Annotated in this window: 1 protein-coding gene; it reads left to right on the top strand. The window is 71.6% G+C overall.

Annotation, left to right across the window (positions count from 1 at the left end; genetic code table 11):
• Window positions 1–384 (top strand): TCP-1/cpn60 chaperonin family protein (locus tag N864_RS23120; protein WP_034723205.1); only part of this gene is annotated, 384 nt, incomplete at both ends.

Here is a 384-nt window from a genome sequence, read left to right as displayed (position 1 = left end):
AGCTCCAGGAGCGCCTCGCCAAGCTCGCCGGTGGCGTCTGCGTCATCAAGGTCGGCGCCCACACCGAGGTCGAGCTCAAGGAGAAGAAGCACCGCATCGAGGACGCGATCTCCGCGACGCGCGCCGCGATCGAGGAGGGCATCGTCGCCGGTGGCGGCACCGCCCTCATCCACGCGGCCGAGGTCATCGACGGCCTCGGGCTCGACGGTGACGAGGCCACCGGTGCCTCCATCGTCAAGCGCTCCGTGCAGGAGCCGCTGCGCTGGATCGCCGAGAACGCGGGCCTGCAGGGCTACGTCGTCACCTCGAAGGTGGCGGAGCTGCCGATCGGGCAGGGCCTCAACGCGGCCACCGGCGAGTACGGCGACCTCATCGCCGCCGGCG

The organism is Intrasporangium chromatireducens Q5-1, from assembly GCF_000576575.1.
Taxonomy (GTDB): domain Bacteria; phylum Actinomycetota; class Actinomycetes; order Actinomycetales; family Dermatophilaceae; genus Intrasporangium_A; species Intrasporangium_A chromatireducens.
This window is presented reverse-complemented; position numbering and strand designations above follow the sequence as displayed.